Below are 15096 nucleotides of genomic sequence, written 5' to 3'. Positions count from 1 at the left end.
CCCTCCCCCTCGGCCGCGACCACAGCCACCTCTGCCGCACCTGCCGACCCGCCTCCCCCGAACTAACCTGCGTGCATGACCCCTCTGCCGGATCGCTTCTGCCCGACGGACGGAACGCGCGTCCCCGCCGCCTCCCTCGCCTGGTGCTGCCCGGCCTGCCGAGGCCCCCTGGACCTGGACTTCGCGCCCACACCGGCATCGCTCAAGTCCCTCTCCGGCCGGGTGAACTCGCTCTGGCGCTACGCGGAATGCCTACCCCTGGCGTCGCCCACGGTCTCGTTGGGCGAGGGCCGCACCCCGCTCGTCGAACTGCGGGAGGGCATCCAGGCCAAGCTCGACTTCCTGATGCCGACGCTCTCCTTCAAGGATCGGGGCGCGGTGCTCCTCACCGAGCTGGCCCTGCGGCTGGGGCCCCGGCAGGTGATCGCCGACAGCAGCGGCAACGCCGGCACGGCGGTCGCCGCGTACTGCGCACGGGCCGCGCTGCCCTGCACGGTGTACGTCCCGGCCGGCACGTCGGACAAGAAGCTGGAGCAGATCGGAGCGCACGGCGCGCAGCTCCACCTCGTCGACGGCGACCGCGAGGCCACGGCCCGAATCGCCCGCGCGGCGGCGGACGAGGACGGCGTCTTCTACGCCTCGCACGTCTACAACCCGTACTTCCTGCACGGCACCAAGACCTACGTCCACGAACTGTGGGAGGACCTCGGCGGGCGCCTCCCCGAGGTGATCGTCGTACCGGTGGGCAACGGCACGCTGCTGCTGGGCGCCTCCCTGGCCGTCGCCGAACTGCACGCGGCGGGCCTCATCGACCGCCGGCCCGCTCTCTACGCCGTCCAGTCCGCCGCCGTGGCGCCGCTCGCCCACGCCTGGACCGAGGGCGCCGACGACCTCGTCGGGACCACACCCGTGGCACCCACCTTCGCCGAGGGCATCGCCATCCCGCGCCCGCCCCGGGCCCGCCAGATCCTCCGTGCCGTACGCGACTCGGGGGGCGCCTTCCTCACCGTGACGGAGGACCAGATCCGCCACGCCCAACGCGACCTGGCCTCCCGCGGCCTGTACGTCGAGTCCACGGGCGTGGCCTGCTGGGCGGCGGTACGGGAGGGAGCGCTCGGGTCGCGCACGGCGGTGGTGCCGCTGTGCGGCGCGGGAGTGAAGACGGGGCTGGCGGGGAGCTGACCGACGAGGACGAGGGCCCTCGGAAGCGGGCCGGGCTCAGTACGCCGCGTACAGCATCAGCGCGAGGAAACCCGCACCGACCGCCGTCAGCAGCATGCTGCTGCGCTTGTGCCCGACCCACAACAGGAGGGCTCCGGCGGCGACCGCCAGCACGCGGAACTCACCGTTGAACACGACGAGCACGCCGAGTATCGCCAATGCCACCCACATGTGGTCCCCCCTCCCGGCCCGACACACCTGCTGCCGGAAAGCTGCCCACCCCAAGAGATCGACACCCCGGAACCCCGCCTTCCCGCAGACCCCGCCCGGGAGCGTCCTTCTCCGGCCAGACCTGCTACAACCGCTCGCCGTCGGCAAAGGGCACGATTTTCCTGGCACCGGGCTTCCGGATGCGTAACAGAGCGGCCTTGCGGCTAGGCTCTGTCCGTCGCCCGGTGCTCCGGCGTGGCACCGGACATCAGGTACGCCGCCGAAGTCGGCGCGTGCGGGGTAGAAAGGCACTGCAGGTGCTGAGAGAGACGAGCGGCTCCGAGTACGTCTCGGACCTGGTGGACATCGCCGACCTGCCCATGGACGCGTTGGACGACCTGCCGGACACGGTCCTCGCGTCGGTGCTCCACGACGTGCGCTTCCCGTCGGGCGAGAGCTTCGCCGCGTTCTCGTCGGCCCTTCTCTGACGCACCGGCGGCCCGTCGCACCTCCTTTCGGCCAACTACGATCCGTCCCTCCACGGTGAGTTGAGCCCGTACCCGGCTGGGTATCACGTTGCTACGCACGTGTCCCGGCTCTCAGGCGCGGTGAAACGCCTGCGGCCGGATACGGCGGCCGGGGGGTGCTTTGGAGAGAGAGCCGTACTTCTTCCTCAGCTATGCGCGCCGGGACGATCGTGGCAGCGCCTTCGTGGGCCGTTTCTACGACGACCTGGTCGCGGAGCTGGGCCGTCTGGGCGCGGACTGCAGCGGACAACAGCCGTTCCTCGACGTCGAGCGGATCGGCCTGGGCATGGACTGGGAGAGCACGCTCGGCAGCGAGATCGGGCTCTGCCGGGCCGTGGTGGCCCTGTGCTCGCCCGGTTACGTCAACAGCCTCTACTGCGGCAAGGAATGGGCCGCGTTCGAATCCCGGCTGCTGAGGTATCGCGAGCAGACCGACATAGAGGTGCCGGCGCTCATACCGGTCCTGTGGACCCCCCTGCACCATGCGATGCCGCCGGAGATCAGCAAGTACCAGTACTTCGAACCGGCGATGGGCCAGGAGTACCTGGAGCAGGGTCTGATGGGGTTGCTGCGTTCCGCCCCCGGGGGCCGCGCCTACCGCGCCGTCCTGGAACTGGTCGCGAAGCGGGTGCACCACGTGGCCGATCACTTCCGGCTGCCCCGCGCACCGGGCCTCGACCTCGGGGCCGTGCGCAGCCCCTTCGAGGGACGGGAACCCGCGGGGCCGGGGAGACACAGCACGGGTCACGTCCGGATGTTCATCGCGGCGGGCGTCACCGACCCCCTGCCCACGGGCCGGCAGCGGCGCGAGTACTACGGGCCCTCACCGCTCGACTGGACGCCGTACCACCCTCCGATCCATCCCACCGTGGCGCTACGGGCTCAGCGCGTCATCATCGACGAGGGGTGCACGACCAGTCTGGAGGTCGTCGACCGGGGCCTCGGCGAGAAGCTCGACGAGGCCATGTACAACAACCAGACGTCCGTGCTGCTCGTCGACGCGTGGGCGGCCCGGGAAAGCCAGTACCGCGCTCCGCTGTCCGACTACGACCGGCAGAACCACCCCGTCACCGGCGTACTCGTGCCGTGTCACGAGACGGACGAGGAATCCGGTGACGAGACGCTGTGGACCGACCTTCAGCAGGTCTTCAGACGCAACTGGATGCGGCGCAACGACCCCTACGATCCGTTGTTCCAGGTCCAGGTCGAAAGACACCGGTTCGAGGACCGGCTGGCCCGCATGGTGGTGGTCGCCCAGAACCGCCTCATGGAGAAGGCCGCTCCGCGCCGGCTGCCCGCCGCACCGTCGGTACCGCCCATGCCCGGACTCAGTGTCCCGTACACACCACTGCCCAGCACCGACGATCCGACCGAGCAGCCGGGTCGTACTCCCCTGCAGAAGGATCAGGACGATGAGCTCTGAGGCCGAGGCTCGTGACGTCGGCAGGATAGTCACCTTCTACTCCTACAAAGGTGGCACCGGCCGCACGATGGCCCTGGTCAACGTCGGTTGGATCATGGCCAGCAACGGCAAGCGGGTGCTGCTGGTCGACTGGGACCTCGAGGCTCCCGGCCTGCACCGTTATCTGCGCCCCTTCCTCCTCGACCCGAAGCTGCGGGACACCGACGGCCTGATCAACATGGTGAACGCCTTCGTCGGACAGGTGATAAGCCCCGGGGAGCCACCGGATTCCGGCGCCGAGACCACGGTGATGAGTGACGACGAACTGCGATCCCACGCACGGCTCGGCCCGCGCACCACCGGCCTGGACCTTCGGTTCCCCGCGGGTGGCCGGCTCGACTTCCTGCCCGCGGGGCGCATGTCCCCGTCGTACTCCGCGGACGTCACCAGCTTCAACTGGCGCGCGTTCTACGAACGCCTGGGCGGCGGCGCCTTCCTCCAGGCGCTGCGGGAGGAGATGAAGGCCTCGTACGACTACGTCCTCATCGACAGCCGCACGGGGGTCAGCGACATCTCGGGGATCTGCACCACCGTGATGCCGGACGTCCTCGTCGACGGGTTCGTGCTGAACCATCAGAGCATCGAGGGCGGCCTGGACGTCGCGCAGTCGGTGGCCTCGGAAGCGCGCCACCCCGTACGTATCCTCCCGGTCCCCATGCGGGTCGAGGACGGCGAACAGGAACTGCTCGAATGGGGCCGGGACCTGGCTCGTGCCGAGTTCGGGCCGTTCCTCGCCTGGCTGGCCGAACCGGAGCACGAACAGTACTGGGGGGAGGTCGAGATCCCCTACAAGAAGTACTACGCCTACGCCGAGATCCCGACCACGGTCCGGGACCGGCCCTCCCAGCCGGGCAACCTGCTCGCGGCCTTCGAGCGGCTCACCTCGTGGGTCACCGACGGCCGGGTGCGATCCCTCGTCCCCCATCCGGAGGAGGAGCGGCAGCGGATGCGTGCCGCCTACCTCGACCCCAGGACGTCGTGGCCGCGCATCCACGTCAGCTACGCCTCGGCCGACCGCATGTGGGCGGAGTGGATCGCGGCCCGGCTGGAGGGCATCGGATACCAGGTCTCGCTGCACAGCGCCGCCGAGCCGGGCTCCGGGGCGCTGCCGGAGGTCACCCCCGTCCTGAAGGGACGCGGGCGGCTGCTCGCCCTGCTCTCCCCCGAGTACGTGGTGCAGCGGCGCGCCCAGGACGTCTGGAAGCAGTTGCGAGGTCATCAGAGCGCCGACGGATCGCTGCTGGCGGTGCGCGTCCAGGAGGGCGAAACCAGTGCTCGGGATCCCTTCGGAGGGCGGTACGCCGCCGACCTCACCCACTGCACCCCCGAGGAGGCGGAGGCCCAGCTGCTGTCGGTCGTCGGCCCGGTCCGCCGCGCCCGTATCCCGGGCAGCGTCGCACCGGTTCCCGGCTCGCCCGCCCCGCCGTTCCCCGGCACGTCCCCCGCGGTGCAGCGCGTTCCCTCCAGGAACGTCAGCTTCACCGGCCGGGGTTTCCTGCTGGAACGGCTGCGCAACGGCTTCACTTCCGGCAACACGACGCAGGTCCTCTACGGGCTGGGCGGCGTAGGGAAGACGCAAATCGCTCAAGAGTACGCACACCGCTTCAAAGCGGCCTATGACGTGGTCTGGTGGGTCACCGCCGCGCAACCCGGTCTGATCCGCCCGGCCCTGGCCGATCTCGCGCCGCGTCTCGGCCTGGAGGTCGGCGAGGACATGGTGAGCACCGCGGAGTCGGTGCTGAGGGCGCTGCGCCGGGGGGAACCCTTCGACCGCTGGCTCCTGGTCTACGACAACGCCGGACGCCCCGAACAGCTCGCGGAGTTCATCCCGACCGGGCCGCCCGGCGGACACGTCCTGCTCAGTTCCCGTGACCGGACCTGGGTGAACGACGCGGGGCTGGTCGAGGTCGAGGTGTTCCAGCGCCAGGAGAGCACCGACCTGCTGCACCGCCTCAACACCGGACTCACGGCCTCCGACGCCGACGAGGTGGCCAGGGAGCTCGGCGACCTGCCGCTCGCCGTCGCCCAGGCCGCGGTGTGGCTGAGCGAGAGCAGCATGCCGGTGGCCACCTATCTGGAGTTGCTCAAGGCACGCCTCACCGAGGTGCTGCAGACGACCCGGCTACCGCAGCGGGACTACCCGCGCTCCGCCGCGGCCACCTGGAACCTGGCGGTGGACGAGCTGCGCCGGGTGAACCAGGCGGCGGCCGAGATGCTGGAGATCTGCTCCTTCTTCGGACCCGATCCCATTCCGTTGCGACTCCTCTACAGCAAGGCCGTCACCAAGGCGTTGACCCTGCCGCCGGGCGAGCCGCGCGACGAGATGGCGGTGGCCCAACTCGTCCGGGCGATCAACCGGTTCGGCCTGGCCAAGAGCGACCAGAGCAGTGCGACCCTCACGGTGCACCGGCTGGTGCAGGCCGTCATCCGCGACCAGGTCGACGAGACACGCACCCCACAGGCCCGCGGCGTGGTGCACGCCGCGCTGGTGGACGCCGACCCGGGCGACCCCGACGTACCGGGGGACTGGGACCGCTATGCGGAACTCCTTCCCCATCTGCGGCCCAGCCTGGCGGCCGAGAGCCCGGACCCCGAGGTGCGCAAGTGGGTCACCGATTCCGTGCGTTACCTGTGGAAACGCGGCCTGCACACGGATGGCCAGGAGCTCGCGGAGCGCACACTGGCCCGCTGGACGGCGTGCGGGATCGGGCACCCCGACGACCCGCAGACCCTGATGCTGCGCATCCAGCTCGGCAACGTGCTCCGCTCCAGGGGGCGGCTGGAGACGGCGTACGAGATCGACCACGACACCTTCGAGCGGTTCCGTCGCACCAAGGGCCCGGACTACGCGCACACGCTCGCTGCCGCCGGCAACGTCGCCGCCGACCTGCGCGCCCTGGGCCGCTACCTCGAGGCCCGGGAGCTCGACCGTCAGACCCTCGACGGAGCCCTGCGGACACTGGGTGATGACCATCCGCGCACCCTTATGTACACCAACAACCTCGGTATGTCGGAGTACCTCGCGGGCGATCGCCGGGCGGCCCTGGATCTCCACGAACTCGCCTACCGGCAACAGAGCGACGCCCGCGGCCGGGACAACTTCTACTCCCTGCTGTTCGCCAGCAACTACGCCCGGGATCTGCGGGAGACCGGGAGTCTGCGGGAGGCCCTGGACCTGCTGCGCGCCACCGTCCAGTGGTACGAACAGACCCTCGGGGACAGCCATATGGAGACGCTGAGGACGCGCCGCAACCTCGCCGTGGCGCTGCGTCGGGCGGGTGACTACGAACAGGCGAGAAAGATCGACGAGGACATCCACTCCCGGTACGTCGAGGCGCACGGCACGGAGCACACGGACACGCTCGCCGCGGCCTGTGGTCTGGCCTGCGACCTGGCCGCGCTCGGGGAGCCCCAGCGGGCACGGCAACTGGCCGAGCGGGCGATGGACCGCTACAGCACCTACCTGGGCGCGGAACATCCCGTCACCCTGGCCTGTGCCACCAACCTCTCGGTGTACCGGCGGCTGACGGGCAGTACCGAATCCGCACGCGAGCTGTCCCACCGGGCTCTGCACCAGATGTCACGGATCGCCGGGGAGAGCCACCCGTACAGCCTGAGCTGCATGATCAACCACGCGAACGACCTCTTTCTGGCGGGCGAACTGGAGCAGGCGGTCGACTTGGACCGGCGTGCGCGGCGGTACTTCCTCGACATCCTGGGGCCTGACCACTACGACGCCATCACCATCACCTCCAACCTGGGCCTGAGCCTGCGGGCGATCGGCCGTACCGAGGAAGCGGGGCAGTTGGCGGAGGAAGCCGCGCTGAGGGCCCGGGAGAAGCTGGGCGAGGCACACCCCACGACCCGGGCGATTCTGTCCGGGAAGCGACTCGATTCGGACATCGAACCGCCGACCACCTGATCAGAGGACGTCATCCGCCCCGCGAGCCCCACGGCGTCCACGGGGTACCTATGATGGCCTCTTTCCTCCGCCGCCGTAGCAGAGCGATCGATGCCGATGTCCGCCACCAACGCCCCACCCGCCGCACCCTCCGCGCCCTCCTGGCCGGACAGCGGGACGGAGGCCGTGCCCTTCCGGCAGTTCCTGCTGAAGGTGCACAGCCGGTGCAATCTGGCCTGCACCTACTGCTACATGTACGAGGCGGCCGACCAGAGTTGGCGGCAACGGCCGAGGAGCATGGCTCCGGCGACGGTACGGCGGGCGTCGCGGCTGATGGCCGAACACGCCACGGAGCACGCGCTCTCCGAGGTGCATGTGGTGCTGCACGGCGGCGAGCCCCTGTTGGTCGGAGCGCAGTACCTGGAAGATCTCCTCGGGACGGTCACGGATGCCCTGGCCGGGATCGCCACGCCGCGCTTCTCCCTGCAGACCAACGGCATCCGGCTCGCCGAGGACCCGCGACTGCTCCCCGTACTCGACCGTCACGCGGTCCGGATCGGGGTGAGCCTGGACGGCACACCCGCAGGACACGACCTGCATCGACGGCGGGCCGATGGAAAAGGCAGTCACGCCGCCACCGCCCGCGCGCTCGAACTGCTGACGGAACCGGCCCACCGGCACCTGTTCGCCGGCCTGTTGTGCGTGATCGACGCCAGCACCGACCCGCTGGAGACGTATGACGCGCTCCTGCGGTTCGCTCCCCCCCGGCTGGACCTCTTACTCCCGCACGGGACCTGGCAGGCTCCGCCGCCCGGCCTCGACACGCGGATCGCCCCGCCCTCGGCGCCGCCCGCGCCGGGCACGGCCGCGCGCGCCACCCCGTACGCCGACTGGCTGTGCGCGGTCTTCGACCGCTGGTACGGCGCCCCGCGCAGGGAAACCGGCATCCGGCTGTTCGAGGAGATCATGGTGTTGCTGCTGGGCGGAACCGCCCGCAGCGAGGTGGTCGGACTCACGCCCGTCGACCTCGTCGTCGTCGAGACCGACGGGGCGATCGAACAGGCCGACTCTCTCAAGGTCAGCTACCCCGGGGCCCCCGAGACCGGGTTGCACGTGTTCCGCGACACCTTCGCCGACGCCGCCGCGCATCCCGCCTTCCGCGCCCGGCAGCGAGGGCTGAGCGGGCTCGGCCCGGTCTGCCGCTCCTGCACCCGCTCCCGCGTGTGCGGCGGCGGCCTGTACGCCCACAGATACTTTCCCGGAGCCGCACCGGTCTTCTCGGCGCCCTCCGTGTACTGCGACGACCTGGCGGTCCTGGTCGACCACATCGGCGCCCGGCTGCGCCAGGACGTCGCCGCGCTGACCGTGCCCCGGCGGAAGGCGACCCGATGAGAGCAGCGACGGACCAGGGGGCTGGTGTCGCACCACGCCCCGGCCAGGATCTCGTCCCGCACACCGTGCCCGCCCCCGTCTTCACGGCGCTGGCCCGCGCCCGTGGTGGTGCGTCCGCCGTGGGCCTGCTGCAGAGCGGGCAACTGAGCAAACGCATGCTGATGGTGCGGGCGCTGCGTCAGGCGGCGCACGGGCATCCGGACGAACGCGCCGCGGTGGCGGTGTACCGCGGCCTGGCCGAACTGAACCGGCGGGACCGCGCGGCCTGGCGCGAGGTCATGCTGTATCCCTATCTGGACGAGGGTCTGAACCGCGCTCTCGTCGCGCTGGAGCGCGGGGTGCCTGTGGATCTGCGGTGGCTGGAACAGCTGATGGTGGACCCTGGCCGACGAGCGTGGCACCGCGTCGAAGCCGTCTGTGACGGCGCGGCACTCGAACTGCGGCTCGCCGACCAGGGCCCCTTCCGTGAGTCGCACGGGCACGAACTCGCCGAGCCCCTCTGCCCCGGGCAGGTCAGGGAGTGGACACGAGCACTGGACGCGGCCTGGACCGTGCTCGTGCGGCGGCACCCCTGGCACGCCCAGACCATCGCCGCCGGCCTGACCACAGTGGTGCCGCTGCTTCCCCACCCCGACGGCACCGAGGTGAGCTCGGCAGCCCGTCGCGCCTTCGGAGCCGTCGCCGCCTCCCTCCCCGACGACCCGGTACTTCTCGCGCTGACCCTCGTGCACGAGTTTCTGCATGTCCAACTCGGCGCGCTGCTCGACCTGCTGCCGCTGCACGGTCCGCCGACGGAGGCCCGCTACCACGCACCGTGGCGCCCTGATCAGCGGCCCGCCGGAGCGCTGCTCCAGGGGACGTACGCGCACCTGGGCGTGACGGACTTCTGGCGCACCGAACTCGCCTCCGGGACGGGAGGCGAGCGTGCCCGTCGCGAGTACGACACCTGGCGTGGGCACACCGATGCGGCCGCCCACACGCTGCTCGCGAGCGGTGAACTCCTGCCCGTGGGCGAGCGGTTCGTGACGGAGCTGCGCGAGGCCGTGCGCCGTCCGCCCGTGCCGACGGGGGCGCTACCCGGCCGATGAATCCGACCTCACCGTTGCCCCTATGAGTTAACAGCGATAAGTTATCGCCACTAACCCGGAGGGGAGCCCCCTGTGGCCACAGCCGAAGACGTCTACGCGCTCGCGCCGTACGCCAAGACGCTCGGAGTCGAGTTCCAGGAGATCGCGCCAGCCTGCGTTCGAGCGGGACTCGCGCACGATCTGTCCCTTTCCACGGTGGGCGGCGGCCTCCACGGAGGGGCGTTGATGGGGCTCGCCGATGTGTGCGCCGCCGTGTGCGCCGCCCTCAACGGTCCGGTCGGCACCGCGCCGGCCACCGTGGAGTCGAGCACGCATTTCCTGCGGCCCGCACACACGAGCGTCGTCGCGACTGCTCGCCCCTTGCGCGTGGGGCGCAACACGGTCATCGAGGTCGACATTCATGACGCCGAAGGTGAACTGTGCACCCGGGTGACCCAGGTGATCGCCACCGTCCGACCGAAGGCGTCGTGATGCCCGGTCACGCACCGTCAGGACATCGAGGTTCCGTCACCTGCGTACGGGAACCTGCTCGCGAAGGCTCGCATCCGTGACCGGTTCCCGGGTGCGCGCCGCCAAGGGCCAGGGCGGTCTGCTCCGCGACCAGCTTCTCGACATCGCCGATCAGCTGCTGGAAGCCGGAGGCGCCGACGCTCTGACGATTCGTGCGGTAGCGACGAGAGCGGGAGTCAGCCCGCCGTCCGTCTACCTCCACTTCGCCTCGAAGAGGGAACTGGTCCATGCGACGTGCCTGCGTGTGTGGAGCTCGATGTTCGCCGAACTGGAAGCGGTGTCCCGGAGAATCCCGGATCCCGTGACGGCGCTCTACGAGACCTGCGTCGCCTACATCGCTTTCGGACTTCGGCATCCTTCCCAGTACCGACTCGTGATGGACGGTGAGGCCACCGAAGCCAGCCGCCGGAACGAGGACGCGTGCTTCCGCTATTTCCGGGAGAAGGTCATCGCCTGCCGGGATGCGGGAGTGCCTGTGACGAGCAGCACCGAAACCGCCCGAGTGTTGTGTGCCGCCGTGCACGGAGCGGTTTCTCTTCTGATCCACCAGGAGCGCGATGTGTGGCCTCCCGACAGCGACCGCTACATCGGACGGGCGGCGTCCTCGGCCGTCCACGGCGCTCTGCTCACCGCGTCCCGCACGCTCAGACCCTCGACGGCCGACGTGACACAGCCGGGCTGAACGATCAGGCGGCGACGTGCGGCCGGGAGCCGACGCCGAGTCGGCACGGGAAGGCGGAAGAGCTGAGCCGGCCGGAGCCCAGCCCTTGTGACCTGCGTCCCGACATCACTGCCCGAGAGCAGCGAGTCGATCACACGTTGAAGCGGAATTCGACGACGTCGCCGTCCTGCATGACGTAGTCCTTGCCCTCCATGCGGGCCTTGCCCTTGGCGCGGGCCTCGGCCACCGAGCCGGTCTCGACCAGGTCGGCGAAGGAGATGACCTCCGCCTTGATGAAGCCCTTCTGGAAGTCGGTGTGGATCACGCCGGCCGCCTCGGGAGCCGTCGCACCCTTCTTGATCGTCCAGGCGCGGGACTCCTTGGGGCCGGCCGTGAGGTAGGTCTGCAGGCCCAGGGTGTCGAAGCCGACCCGGGCGAGGGTGGCGAGGCCCGGCTCCTCCGCGCCGACCGACTCCAGGAGCTCCATCGCGTCCGCCTCGTCCAGCTCGGCGAGGTCCGCCTCCAGCTTGGCGTTGAGGAAGATCGCCTCGGCCGGGGCGACCAGCGCGCGCTGCTCGTTCTTGAAGTCCTCGTCGGTCAGCTCGTCCTCGTCGACGTTGAAGACGTAGAGGAACGGCTTGGTGGTGAGCAGGTGCAGGTCGTGGAGGAGCTCCTCGTTGCCGGAGCCCTGCACGATGCCCTGCGAGAAGAGGGTGTCGCCCTTCTCCAGGATCTCCTTGGCGGCCTCGACGGCGGCGACCTTCGGCGCGATGTCCTTCTTGATGCGCGACTCCTTCGCCAGACGCGGCAGAACCTTCTCGATGGTCTGCAGGTCGGCGAGGATCAGCTCGGTGTTGATCGTCTCGATGTCGTCCTTGGGCGAGACCTTGCCGTCGACGTGGACGACGTTCTCGTCCTGGAAGGCACGGATGACCTGGCAGATCGCGTCCGACTCGCGGATGTTCGCGAGGAACTTGTTGCCGAGGCCCTCGCCCTCGCTGGCGCCGCGCACGATGCCCGCGATGTCGACGAAGTCGACCGTCGCCGGGAGGATCTTCTGCGAGCTGAAGATCTCGGCGAGCTTCGTCAGGCGCTCGTCCGGGACGCCCACGACGCCGACGTTCGGCTCGATCGTGGCGAACGGGTAGTTGGCCGCCAGCACGTCGTTCTTGGTCAGGGCGTTGAACAGGGTCGACTTGCCGACGTTGGGCAGACCGACGATTCCGATCGTGAGCGACACGTTTGCGACTTCCCGTACGTAGGAGGGCCAGGCGGCCGGGGCTGGAGCGGCTGGGCCTGGGGCCGGCCCGGAGCCTGTCCGGCGGATCGTGCCCCAGCGGCCGGAAGGCCGGCCGATCCCCCAGTTTACGGCTTACCGGCACCCGCCCCGGCGAGGTATCGAACGCTTGGCCAAGGTCCGCTCGACGGCGTGTCTGTGAACCCATTCGGCACATTAACCGACCTAGGTTGGGCGAGTGGACCAGCAGCAACGGACGTACCCTCCGCAGCCCTCTCGGACCGTGCCGCGCCGCGGCGCCTCTCCGCTTCCGCCGCAGGGCGGCAGAGGGGGCCGGGGTCCCGGCGCGGGGGCGCCGCGGCGTGCTCCGGTCGCGCGCGGGCCCGTACCGCCTCCGGTCCGAGCGGTGCGGAGCATCGCGCGAGCCGTACGGAGCGCCCGCCGGGCCGTGCGTCGGATGCCGGAGCCGCGCCTCACCGGGCTGGGCTGCGGGTTGTTCTGCGGGGTGTCCATGTTCGTGCTGGCTGGTCTGGACCGGCTGCTGATCGGTTCGTCCGCCACCGTGTACGGCGTGCTGTTCCTGCTGGTCAGCATGTTGGGGGCGGGGTGGGTGCGGCCCGGTGACCTGGCGAGCGCGCCCGTCGTCGTGCCGATCGCCTTCGCGGTGGGGCTGCCGCTGCTCGCCGAGGGCGAAGGCGGGCTCGGGGGGCATCTGATGGCCCTGGTCACCGCCCTCGCCATGCAGGCCGGCTGGCTGTACGGCGGCACGCTCGTCGCCGGGGTCATCGTGACCGTGCGCAAGCTGCGGCTGATGTCCCGCCGGGCCGCCGAGCGGGACCGGTCCCCCTACGACCGCCGGCCCGTGGGCCCCCGGACGCCGAGGCCTCCGGCACAGCCGCACCGCACGGCCCCCCGAGGTCGCTGAGCGCTCCGCGCGAGGGCCGGGTCCGGGGGTTGTGCGGCGCCGTCGGGGCCGGTCGCGCCATTCCTCGCGCCCCTTGGGGTGCCGGCGTAAGTCAGGAGGTGTGGGCCTCCTTTCGTTACTCGGCCTTTGCCGCTCTCATCGCCGCTCCCACGATGCCCGCGTTGTTCTGCAGCTGGGCCGGGACGATCTCCGCCCTGATGCCCTCGATGAGGTGGAGGAACTTCGCGGACTTGCGGCTGACGCCGCCGCCGATGATGAAGAGTTCGGGTGAGAAGAGCATCTCGACGTGCGCGAGGTACTTGGTGACGCGCTTGGCCCAGTGCTCCCACGTCAGCTCGTGGTCCTCCTTGGCCTTGGTGGAGGCGCGGGTCTCGGCGTCGTGGCCGTGCAGCTCCAGGTGGCCGAGCTCCGTGTTCGGGACGAGGACCCCGTCGGAGAAGACGGCGCTGCCGATGCCCGTGCCGAAGGTGAGCAGGATGACCGTGCCCCGGCGGTCGCGCCCGGCGCCGAACTGCACCTCGGCCACGCCCGCCGCGTCCGCGTCGTTCACCACCGTCACCGGCAGCCCGCCGATCCGCTCGCTCAGCAGCGCGCGTGCGTCCACGTCGATCCAGCTCTTGTCGACGTTGGCCGCCGTACGGATCGTGGAACCGCCCGTGACCACGCCGGGGAAGGTGATGCCGACCGGACCGGTCCAGCCGAAGTGGCCGACGACCTCCTTGACCCCGTCGGCCACCGCGTCGGGCGTCGCCGGGTGCGGGGTCAGCACCTTGTACCGCTCGTCCGCCAGGTCGCCCAGGTCCAGGTCCACGGGAGCGCCCTTGATCCCGGAACCGCCGATGTCCACGCCGAAGATGTGCATGGCCCTACGTTACGTCGTACGACTGACAGTCACGCTCATGAGGTGGGCGACCGCCGCCGGGGGCCGGAATCCTCACGTCCCCGAACGGGTACGGCCCCGGAACCTTCACGTCCCGGGGCCGTACGCGCGCGTGCGGAGGGTCAGGAGCCCTGGCCGGTGCGCTCGGCGACCAGGGAGGCCGCCTCCTCGCGCAGGTCGCGGCGGAGCTCCTTCGGCAGGGAGAAGGTGATCGACTCCTCGGCGGCCTTCACCAGTTCGACGTCCTCGTAGCCGCGCTGGGACAGCCACTCCAGGACCTCCTCGACGAGGACCTCCGGCACCGAGGCGCCCGAGGTGACGCCGACGGTCTCCACGCCCTCCAGCCAGGCCTCGTCGATCTCGCTGGCGAAGTCCACGAGGTACGCCTCGCGGGAGCCGGCGAGCTTGGCCACCTCGACGAGGCGGACCGAGTTGGAGGAGTTGCGGGAGCCGACCACGATGACCAGCTCCGCCTGGGCGCCCATCTGCTTCACGGCGAGCTGACGGTTCTGCGTGGCGTAGCAGATGTCGTCGCTGGGCGGCGAGACGAGCAGCGGGAACTTCTCCTTGAGCGCCCCGACGGTCTCCATCGTCTCGTCGACGGACAGGGTGGTCTGGGAGAGCCAGACGATCTTGGACGGATCGCGGACCTCGACCTTGGCGACGTCCTCGGGGCCGTCGACCAGCTGGATGTGGTCGGGCGCCTCGCCCGAGGTCCCGATGACCTCTTCGTGTCCTTCGTGCCCGATCAGGAGGATGTCGAAGTCCTCGTTGGCGTACCGGATCGCTTCCTTGTGGACCTTGGTGACCAGCGGGCAGGTCGCGTCGATGGTGGCGAGCTTGCCGCGCGCGGCCTCTTCGTGGACGGTCGGGGCGACGCCGTGGGCCGAGAACATGACGATGTTGCCCTCGGGGACCTCCTCCGTCTGCTCGACGAAGATGGCGCCCTTCTTCTCCAGCGTCTGCACGACGTACTTGTTGTGGACGATCTCGTGACGGACGTAGATCGGGGCCCCGTACTGCTCCAGGGCCTTCTCGACGGCGATCACCGCGCGGTCGACACCCGCGCAGTAGCCGCGCGGGGCGGCGAGGAGGACACGGCGGCGGCCAGGCGAAGCGGTCATGTCTTCCATCGTAGGGGG

Annotated in this window: 13 protein-coding genes; 9 read left to right on the top strand and 4 right to left on the bottom strand. The window is 70.3% G+C overall.

The window, feature by feature from the left end; translation table 11 throughout:
- The first annotated feature begins 75 nt into the window (after window positions 1-75).
- On the top strand, window positions 76-1182 hold the full coding sequence (locus GWK25_RS05965) for a threonine synthase (protein WP_215448814.1): 1107 nt from the start codon (window positions 76-78) through the stop codon (window positions 1180-1182).
- A gap of 36 nt (window positions 1183-1218) precedes the next feature.
- Here the strand turns inward: GWK25_RS05965 and GWK25_RS05960 are convergent, their stop codons facing one another.
- Window positions 1219-1392: a hypothetical protein gene (locus GWK25_RS05960; RefSeq protein WP_215448813.1), complete on the bottom strand. Its 174-nt coding sequence runs from the start codon at window positions 1390-1392 to the stop codon at window positions 1219-1221.
- A gap of 296 nt (window positions 1393-1688) precedes the next feature.
- Here GWK25_RS05960 and fxsA point away from each other — a divergent pair, with 296 nt between their 5' ends.
- From fxsA to GWK25_RS05925, 7 genes are all read left to right on the top strand, one after another.
- The gene (gene fxsA / locus GWK25_RS05955) at window positions 1689-1859 is read left to right on the top strand and encodes an FxSxx-COOH cyclophane-containing RiPP peptide (RefSeq protein ID WP_215448812.1); all 171 of its coding nucleotides are present in this window, start codon (window positions 1689-1691) and stop codon (window positions 1857-1859) included.
- 160 nt (window positions 1860-2019) lie between these two features.
- On the top strand, window positions 2020-3321 hold the full coding sequence (locus tag GWK25_RS05950; protein ID WP_215448811.1) for a TIR-like protein FxsC: 1302 nt from the start codon (window positions 2020-2022) through the stop codon (window positions 3319-3321).
- A complete protein-coding gene (gene fxsT, locus GWK25_RS05945; RefSeq protein ID WP_215448810.1) occupies window positions 3311-7282 on the top strand; it encodes an FxSxx-COOH system tetratricopeptide repeat protein in 3972 nt (1323 codons plus the stop codon). The genes GWK25_RS05950 and fxsT overlap by 11 nt, the downstream gene beginning before the upstream one ends.
- 90 nt (window positions 7283-7372) lie before the next feature.
- The gene (locus GWK25_RS05940; protein ID WP_215448809.1) at window positions 7373-8653 is read left to right on the top strand and encodes an FxsB family cyclophane-forming radical SAM/SPASM peptide maturase; all 1281 of its coding nucleotides are present in this window, start codon (window positions 7373-7375) and stop codon (window positions 8651-8653) included.
- A complete protein-coding gene (locus GWK25_RS05935) occupies window positions 8650-9741 on the top strand; it encodes an HEXXH motif-containing putative peptide modification protein (RefSeq protein ID WP_215448808.1) in 1092 nt (363 codons plus the stop codon). The genes GWK25_RS05940 and GWK25_RS05935 overlap by 4 nt, the downstream gene beginning before the upstream one ends.
- 72 nt (window positions 9742-9813) lie before the next feature.
- On the top strand, window positions 9814-10212 hold the full coding sequence (locus tag GWK25_RS05930; protein ID WP_215448807.1) for a PaaI family thioesterase: 399 nt from the start codon (window positions 9814-9816) through the stop codon (window positions 10210-10212).
- Window positions 10213-10288: 76 nt separating this feature from the next.
- Entirely contained in the window at window positions 10289-10933 is a 645-nt protein-coding gene (locus tag GWK25_RS05925; RefSeq protein WP_308404179.1) for a TetR/AcrR family transcriptional regulator, read from the top strand.
- Between the two features lie 130 nt (window positions 10934-11063).
- Here GWK25_RS05925 and ychF read toward each other — a convergent pair whose 3' ends face one another.
- Window positions 11064-12152, bottom strand: coding sequence for a redox-regulated ATPase YchF (gene ychF / locus GWK25_RS05920; protein WP_215448806.1), 1089 nt, complete (start codon window positions 12150-12152; stop codon window positions 11064-11066).
- A 454-nt stretch (window positions 12153-12606) separates the two neighbouring features.
- On the opposite strand from ychF, the gene GWK25_RS05915 reads away from it, so the two are divergent.
- A complete protein-coding gene (locus GWK25_RS05915) occupies window positions 12607-13074 on the top strand; it encodes a DUF6542 domain-containing protein (protein WP_215448805.1) in 468 nt (155 codons plus the stop codon).
- A gap of 115 nt (window positions 13075-13189) precedes the next feature.
- Here GWK25_RS05915 and ppgK read toward each other — a convergent pair whose 3' ends face one another.
- Window positions 13190-13936 (bottom strand): polyphosphate--glucose phosphotransferase, encoded by a 747-nt coding sequence (gene ppgK, locus GWK25_RS05910; RefSeq protein ID WP_215448804.1) that lies wholly within the window; start codon window positions 13934-13936, stop codon window positions 13190-13192.
- A gap of 140 nt (window positions 13937-14076) precedes the next feature.
- Window positions 14077-15087 carry a 4-hydroxy-3-methylbut-2-enyl diphosphate reductase gene (locus GWK25_RS05905; protein WP_215448803.1) on the bottom strand — a complete coding sequence of 337 codons (1011 nt, stop codon included), beginning with the start codon at window positions 15085-15087 and terminating at the stop codon, window positions 14077-14079.
- Window positions 15088-15096: the final 9 nt, after the last annotated feature.

The organism is Streptomyces sp. ATCC 21386 (assembly GCF_018728545.1).
Classification (GTDB): domain Bacteria; phylum Actinomycetota; class Actinomycetes; order Streptomycetales; family Streptomycetaceae; genus Streptomyces.
This window is presented reverse-complemented; position numbering and strand designations above follow the sequence as displayed.

Coding starts and splice junctions, on each gene's coding strand:
- GWK25_RS05965 (WP_215448814.1), top strand. CDS start 76: ATGACCCCTCTGCCGGATCGCTTCTGCCCGACGGACGGAACGCGCGTC.
- GWK25_RS05960 (WP_215448813.1), bottom strand. CDS start 1,392: ATGTGGGTGGCATTGGCGATACTCGGCGTGCTCGTCGTGTTCAACGGT.
- fxsT (WP_215448810.1), top strand. CDS start 3,311: ATGAGCTCTGAGGCCGAGGCTCGTGACGTCGGCAGGATAGTCACCTTC.
- GWK25_RS05940 (WP_215448809.1), top strand. CDS start 7,373: ATGCCGATGTCCGCCACCAACGCCCCACCCGCCGCACCCTCCGCGCCC.
- GWK25_RS05935 (WP_215448808.1), top strand. CDS start 8,650: ATGAGAGCAGCGACGGACCAGGGGGCTGGTGTCGCACCACGCCCCGGC.
- GWK25_RS05915 (WP_215448805.1), top strand. CDS start 12,607: ATGCCGGAGCCGCGCCTCACCGGGCTGGGCTGCGGGTTGTTCTGCGGG.
- ppgK (WP_215448804.1), bottom strand. CDS start 13,936: ATGCACATCTTCGGCGTGGACATCGGCGGTTCCGGGATCAAGGGCGCT.
- GWK25_RS05905 (WP_215448803.1), bottom strand. CDS start 15,087: ATGGAAGACATGACCGCTTCGCCTGGCCGCCGCCGTGTCCTCCTCGCC.